This is a genomic window from Lachnospira eligens, from assembly GCF_009680455.1.
Taxonomy (GTDB): domain Bacteria; phylum Bacillota; class Clostridia; order Lachnospirales; family Lachnospiraceae; genus Lachnospira; species Lachnospira eligens_A.
The window spans coordinates 1-6,777 of the sequence record NZ_WKRD01000016.1; the positions used below are offsets into that span (position 1 = coordinate 1).

General features: G+C 50.0%; 8 protein-coding genes and 1 pseudogene. 8 read left to right on the top strand and 1 reads right to left on the bottom strand.

The genetic code is table 11. The features are described 5' to 3' along the window. Positions 1–132: 132 nt before the first annotated feature. On the bottom strand, positions 133–1,173 hold the full coding sequence (locus GKE48_RS14285; RefSeq protein WP_008816376.1) for a DUF6076 domain-containing protein: 1,041 nt from the start codon (positions 1,171–1,173) through the stop codon (positions 133–135). A 302-nt stretch (positions 1,174–1,475) separates the two neighbouring features. Between GKE48_RS14285 and GKE48_RS14290 the strand changes: the two genes are divergently transcribed. The 8 genes and pseudogenes from GKE48_RS14290 to GKE48_RS15190 form a co-directional block, all read left to right on the top strand. Next, positions 1,476–1,700: a helix-turn-helix domain-containing protein gene (locus GKE48_RS14290; protein WP_005362423.1), complete on the top strand. Its 225-nt coding sequence runs from the start codon at positions 1,476–1,478 to the stop codon at positions 1,698–1,700. A 147-nt stretch (positions 1,701–1,847) separates the two neighbouring features. Continuing rightward, on the top strand, positions 1,848–2,051 hold the full coding sequence (locus GKE48_RS14295) for a hypothetical protein (RefSeq protein ID WP_004614949.1): 204 nt from the start codon (positions 1,848–1,850) through the stop codon (positions 2,049–2,051). Positions 2,052–2,337: 286 nt separating this feature from the next. Beyond that, entirely contained in the window at positions 2,338–2,655 is a 318-nt protein-coding gene (locus GKE48_RS14300) for a DUF3847 domain-containing protein (protein WP_008816380.1), read from the top strand. Positions 2,656–2,657: 2 nt separating this feature from the next. Further along, the gene (gene mobQ / locus GKE48_RS14305) at positions 2,658–4,130 is read left to right on the top strand and encodes a MobQ family relaxase (RefSeq protein WP_173016068.1); all 1,473 of its coding nucleotides are present in this window, start codon (positions 2,658–2,660) and stop codon (positions 4,128–4,130) included. A gap of 47 nt (positions 4,131–4,177) precedes the next feature. Further along, a complete protein-coding gene (locus GKE48_RS14310) occupies positions 4,178–4,918 on the top strand; it encodes a CHC2 zinc finger domain-containing protein (RefSeq protein ID WP_118344066.1) in 741 nt (246 codons plus the stop codon). Beyond that, on the top strand, positions 4,803–6,143 hold the full coding sequence (locus GKE48_RS14315) for a virulence-associated E family protein (protein ID WP_129900482.1): 1,341 nt from the start codon (positions 4,803–4,805) through the stop codon (positions 6,141–6,143). Before GKE48_RS14310 ends, GKE48_RS14315 begins: the two co-directional genes overlap by 116 nt. A gap of 270 nt (positions 6,144–6,413) precedes the next feature. Beyond that, positions 6,414–6,599 (top strand): hypothetical protein, encoded by a 186-nt coding sequence (locus GKE48_RS14320; protein WP_004849804.1) that lies wholly within the window; start codon positions 6,414–6,416, stop codon positions 6,597–6,599. A 38-nt stretch (positions 6,600–6,637) separates the two neighbouring features. Further along, positions 6,638–6,777, top strand: a pseudogene (locus tag GKE48_RS15190) (recombinase family protein); the annotation flags it as partial.

Consider the following 6,777-nt stretch of genomic DNA (forward strand, 5'->3'; position numbering starts at 1 on the left):
GCCTGTTTTTTTGTCGAAATCAAAGGCACCTCGGACATTTATAGTTCTTCCAAAAGTTTGATGATAATATTACCATTCATGGAAGAAGCAATCTGTTATTGCAATAATGCGAAATTGACGATAGAAAGTTTTTCATATCTCGGTCAGCTCAACAATTACATTACTCTGCTGATACAGCCAGTCCGTAAATTCTTTCGGGCTGGCCGTTCCTGTTTTTACAGCCTTTTTTCTCTGTAAGGCTTCTTTCTTAAAGTCGGAAAAGGAAGCCTGTATTTTTTCCAGACGGTCAGCCGGAAAGCCTGCGGTATTTTTTACCCGGTTTATTTTGTTGCGCCAGTTCTGGCATTCATTTTTATAAAGCAGGTCATAGTTATTTTCTCTTGACCTCTCGTCAAATTCCCGCTTGTTTTGAAGCGCCTGTGCTTTTCGGCACTTGTCGCTGCACAGCTCATACCGCTGGCTCTTTGCCAGAAAATATTTTCCACAGACCTTGCACCGCCGGAAGCAAAGCCCCCAGTCATTCAGCCTGTTCAGATAATAGGTAATCAACGGGTAGAGGGACGCATAGGCAGACACACATTCTTCTGTGCGCCGGTTGTCCGGGAACCAGAGGTCAAGCCGGGTATCTTCTGACGGTGCGCCTTTGAAATAAAGGCTGCCAGCTTGAAATTGTTTCGGTTTTCCTGTCTCCCTGTCAAAGCTCATGGTTTCGTTTTGGAATACCCCGGTCAGTCTGCTCATTTTATCCATGAAGCGGTCACAGGCAGCGTTACGGTCACGGGGTTCTCTGGCAAGCAGATAGCTGTTCCAGATACGGAACGCCACATACATTTTCAGAGGGTCGTTGCTAAGATATTTCTCCCAAAGAAATTCGCTTGCCGCCTGCTCCAGCTCCGGCTGTTTCCATCGGTTGGAGTGGAGAGCTTGCCGCAGCGGAGAAAGCCCGTATAAGTTCCAGTCTCTGTCCGTGTCACGCTCAAAGTTTATCAAAAAAGTTCCCAGTGGGCGTGTCATATCACAAAGCACCTCTGCGTTTTGGCTCCCGTTCAGACGGAAGCGGATCTGCTGTTCTTCCCCAATCAAAATCCGCTCTTTCATTTTCTTCCTGTCCAGCGTCAGGACAAACAAAATCCTCTCAAAACATGGCTCATGCCGTATAAACTGATTCTCCATCCCTATCCCCTGCCTTTGTTTATGGTAATTATATAATTCAGTTATATCCGTTACACTCATGGTATCGCAGAATCATTGTTTTGTCAAGGATAGTACGCTATGATGATTGCGGTTGGTAATTTCGTACCGCACAGTACCTTGACAAGTGAATGACCGTCCAAAAGGGATATGACCGGCAGGAGAAGTGACGCATTCGGCGCACCAATGCAGGGAAACACCGCAGGAATGGGGCAGGAAAACGGCTTTTGGGGAGAACGGCAACAGGAAGCATTTTAACCTATTTGATTTATGGGAGGAACAGAATGAACGATAAAAAGAGATTGAACAGCTACGAGGATTTACCGCTGGTTCTGGATGTGGCGGACATTCAGCGGATTATGGGAATTTCAAGAGCGAGCGCCTATGAGCTGGTACACACACCCGGCTTTCCAGCGTTCCGCAGGGGCAGACTTATCAAGGTCAGCAAAATTGCTTTCTTTGAATGGATGGCAAAAGGCTCCGAAACCGTACCGGGAAGCGACAAATAAGCGTGAGGTATCATTCCCTGACTTGCAATACTGCCGCACTTTCCAAAGGGGCATACAGAGGGAAAAAAACTTAAAAATGATACCGAGACGCTACATCAAAACAGCCTATCTGCGTACATCAGATAGAAACGGAGAAAGGAGCCGGTTATGGCAAGAATGAGTAACAAGCGGCGGTTGGAATGGTCTTTCTTCTTAAATGACCGCAGCCGTATCACTTACAACGAACTGTGCCGGAAATGCCAGCACGAATGTAAACAGAGCTTCCGGGCGGTTGTGGTTGACTGCCCGAAGTATCTTTCCAAGCGTTCCAAGAAAAAGGACAAGACTGCCGGAAACGGCAAAATCCCTTAGGAACTAAGGGCGCACTTCTATACATAGTCTAAAGACCATGTATCGTGCGTCCTGCGGAGCTTACCTCTGCCGCTGATAAAATCAGCAATCCGAGGTCTGCGTTCGCTTCGCTCCGACAAGGTGGCTACACCCCCTTGCGCCGCTAAAGCGGCTATCCCCTGTGTACCCGCCGCAAAGAGAAATCCGCTCTGCGGTTTTCCCTTTTCATCGGGTTTTATAGAAGCACTGACACACGGACTGTCTGCGGATGGTCTTTCTTTATCTTATCAGCAAAGGATGTGAGAACATGGAAAAATCTTTGGAACAGTTGAAGCAGGAATATGAAAAAACCACTGTCCTGCTGGAACAGGAAAAACGGAAAATGCAGCGTTTGAAAAACCGGCAGGCGTATCTGGAAAGCGGTTCCCGGAAACAGAGGACGCACCGGCTGATTACCCGTGGGGCAGCTATTGAGAGCATTGCACCACAGACAAAGGAGCTATCCGAAGCGGAATTTTATTCCCTCATGGAAAGCATTTTGAATCTGCCGCAGGCGGAGCATTTCATCCGGTCTGCCACAGAGAACCACGCCCGTATTTCCGGGCAGGAGAAAGGCGGTGACTAAGGATAGCACTTTATCATTTTTCAATCGCACAGATCAAGCGCAGCGCCGGTCAGAGCGCCATTGCCAGCGCAGCCTATCGAGCCGGGGAGCGTCTTTACAGCAGCTACTATGGAGAAGTCAGCGACTACACCAAAAAGGGCGGCGTGATCGCTTCGGAAATCATGCTGCCGCCCCATGCGCCGGAAATATATCTTGACCGGGCGACCCTCTGGAATGCTGTGGAGAACTGCGAGAAACATCCAAAAGCACAGCTTGCCTATTCCTTTGATATTGCCATGCAGAATGAATTGACGCTGGAAGAAAACATGGAGCTGGCGAGGAAGTTCGTACAGGAGCAGTTTGTGACAAAAGGCATGATTGCCGACCTTGCTTTTCACAGCCCGGAGAAAGAGGACGGCGGCATCCCTAACCCGCATTTTCATGTGATGACAACCATGCGCCCTTTGAACCCGGATGGCACATGGGGACAAAAACAGCGTCGGGAATATCTTCTTGATGAAGATGGAAACCGAATCCGGGATAAAAACGGCGATTATATGTTTAACGCTGTCCATACAACAGACTGGCATGAGCCGGAAACGCTGGAACACTGGCGGGAGCAGTGGGCGGCTGCCGTTAATACAAAATTTGAGGAAAAAGGGCTGGATGTGCGTATCGACCACCGTTCCTATGTGCGGCAGGGGCTTGACCTGATACCTACTGTCCACGAGGGAGCTAATGTCCGGCAGATGGAAGCAAAGGGCATCCGCACCGAGAAAGGGGAACTGAACCGCTGGATTAAAGCCACCAACCGGCTCATGCAGGATGTGAGGAAGAAGATCAAAGCCCTGTTTGTCTGGATGGCAGAGGTAAAAGAAGAACTTTCCAAACCGCAGACACCGAGCCTTGCCGACCTGTTGATCGCTTATTACAACCAGCGCAACGCAGGGGCATGGAGCAATAAAGCCAGAACCGGAAACTTAAAGCAGTTTGCCGAAGCCGTCAATTATCTGACGGAAAACAAGCTGCTCACATTAGAGGATTTGCAGGAGCGTCTTTCCTCTGTCAACGATGAATTTGAAGCGTTAAGCGACTCCATGAAAAAGAAATCTGCCCGGATAAAGGAATTGCAGGAATTGATACGGGAGGGCGAGAATTACCAGCGGCTAAAACCTGTTCATACGGAATTGAACAATATCAAGTTTAAGAAACAGAGGGAGAAATTTGAAACATCCCACGATGCGGAGTTACGGCTGTTTTATGCCGCCCGCCGTATTTTGAAAGAAAAACTGGACGGAAAACCCATTGCCCTGAAAGCATGGAAACAGGAATACGCACAGTTAAAAACAGAGTATGCCGAACTGTCTCCGCAGCACAAGCCACTCCGGGAGGAAGTCATACGGCTACGGCAGGTGCAGAACGCCGTAGATACCGCACTGCGCCGGAGGGAGCAGCCACAGGCAGTACAGAGAAAGAAACATGAGATGGAGCTATGATATAACCGGCAGCTTTACCGCTACCAGTATTTTTATGGAGGGAGCATTTGAATGTATTTGAAGCGGTGAAACAGTCTGTTACCACCCGGCAGGCTGCTTCATTCTATGGAATCCGGGTGGGGAGAAACGGCATGGTCTGCTGTCCATTCCACAATGACCGCACGCCCAGCATGAAAGTGGACAGCCGCTTTTACTGCTTCGGCTGCGGGGCTTCCGGGGATGTGATCGACTTTGCCGCTTTGCTGCATGGATTGGGGAAACGGGAAGCTGCGGTCAGGCTTGCGGAGGACTTCGGCGTTTCCTATGAGAAATCCGGCAATGCGCCGCCAGATAGGAAGCGTCACAACAGGTCACAGCCCCGACAAAAATCAGCGGAGCAGAGATTTCAGGAAACGGAACGGTATTGTTTCCGGGTGCTATGCGATTATCTGCGCCTGCTGGAGCATTGGAAAACAGCATACGCCCCACAGCCGCAGGATGCCATCTGGCATCCTCTTTTTGTGGAAGCGTTGCAGAGGATAAGCTACACAGAATACCTTTTAGATATTTTGTTATACGGAGAAATAGAAGAAAAAGCGGCATTGATCGCCGCACAGGGAAAGGAGGTGCTGCGGCTTGAGCAGCGAATTTCAGAGCTTGCCGCCGGAAACGCAGGAAGCGGTCAAAAGGACGATGGACACAATGGAACCGGCGCAGACACCGGCAGAAATCCGGGAAACATTAGAGGGGACGCAGAAAGGCGGCGTGAAGAACAGCATCCGAAACTGCCTGACGGTGTTCCAGCGTGACCCTCTGTTTCGCGGGGCGCTGCGCCTGAACCTTTTGACGGAGCAGATTGACATTGTGAAGCCGCTGGGCTGGGAGCGCACCAGTACCACGCTGACCGACATGGACATGAACTACCTGCTTTTGTATCTGGAAGAAAATTACGGGCTTACCAGCGAGAAAAAGGTGCAGAGCGCTATCAAGATTGTTGCCAATGAAAACCGCTACCATCCGGTCAGGGATTACCTGAACAGCCTGCAATGGGACGACACAGAGCGCATCCGTTACGCCCTGCATCACTTTCTGGGAGCCGATACGGACGAATACACCTATGAAGCCTTGAAACTGTTCCTGATGGGAGCCATCCGGCGGGTATTCAGACCGGGGAGCAAGTTTGAGGTCATGCTCTGTCTGGTTGGTGGTCAGGGAGCCGGGAAATCTACCTTTTTCCGGCTACTGGCAGGCAGGGACGAATGGTTTTCAGACGATTTGAAGAAGCTGGACGATGAAAATGTGTACCGCAAGCTGCAAGGACATTGGATTATCGAGATGTCGGAGATGATTGCCACAGCCAACGCCAAGAGTATTGAGGAAATCAAGTCATTCTTAAGCCGCCAGAAAGAAACCTACAAAGTGCCGTATGAGACACATCCGGCAGACCGGCTGCGGCAATGTGTATTTGGAGGGACGACCAACCGGCAGGACTTTTTGCCCCGTGACCGCACTGGCAACCGGCGCTTTCTCCCCGTGACGGTGTACCCGGAACGGGCGGAGGTTCACATACTGGACGATGAAGCGGCGGCGAGGGCGTATATCGAACAGATGTGGGCGGAAGCCATGACGGTTTACCGCAGTGGGAGGTATAAGCTGTCGTTCAGCATAGAAATGAACCGATACCTGAACGCCCACCAGCAGGACTTCATGCAGGAGGACACACAGGCTGGCATGATCTACGCCTATTTGGAGGACTACACCGGCGACAGGGTATGCTCCAAGCAGCTTTATGAGGAAGCGCTGGGGAACTTAAATTCCCCGGCGGACTGGGAGACACGGGCAATCTGTGAGATTATGAATACCGGCATTGCGGGCGGCATCATACAGGGCTGGGCAGCCTACAAAAGCCCGAAGCGGTATAAGAAATACGGTTCTCAAAAAGGCTGGGAGCGTGTCAACCAAGCTCCGCCGGAGGGGGACGGTTTTCAGGAAATCACGGAAGAAGAAGCCAGGCAAATGGAACTGCCATTCTAAAAAGCCGCCGGTTAACAGTTTGGTTGACGCTTCGGTTGACAGCCGGTTGACGGGGAAAAGCCTGATATTTGGGGCATTTCTCTCCTTTGTCAACCATGTCAACCAAGAAATCAAAGAAAAAGTAAAAAGTAATAATAGAGCGCCTATGGATTGTTTTCAAAGTCTTTTCTGCCGGTTGACACGGTTTGGTTGACACGGAGACAGTCTGCGGCTGTACACCTGTCTGACATTCCCTTGTCGGGCATATTTCATTTATGGAGGTAACTGCCTATGGCAAAAAGCAAAAACGAGAGCAATAACAAAAACAGCGGCACCCTGCTTACCGAAAAAGACGGCACCCAGTATTTTGTCATGGGGAAAGTCCGTATCAAGGTATCGGAGCATTTCGCACAGGATGGGAAGCCGCTTGACAGCCTGCTGGAAGATGTGATCCAGCACGCTGCCGCCGCTTCCTGAAAAAATACGGAATAACGACTGTCAATCAGCCCACGCTTATGATATACTTGTACCAGCGAGTATTGTATAAGCGTGGGTTGTTTCTTTTAGAAGGAGGATTTTTAACCGTGAAACAACCATACAATACAACGATTTATAACACTGCACTATATTTGAGATTGAGCCGTGACGATGAATT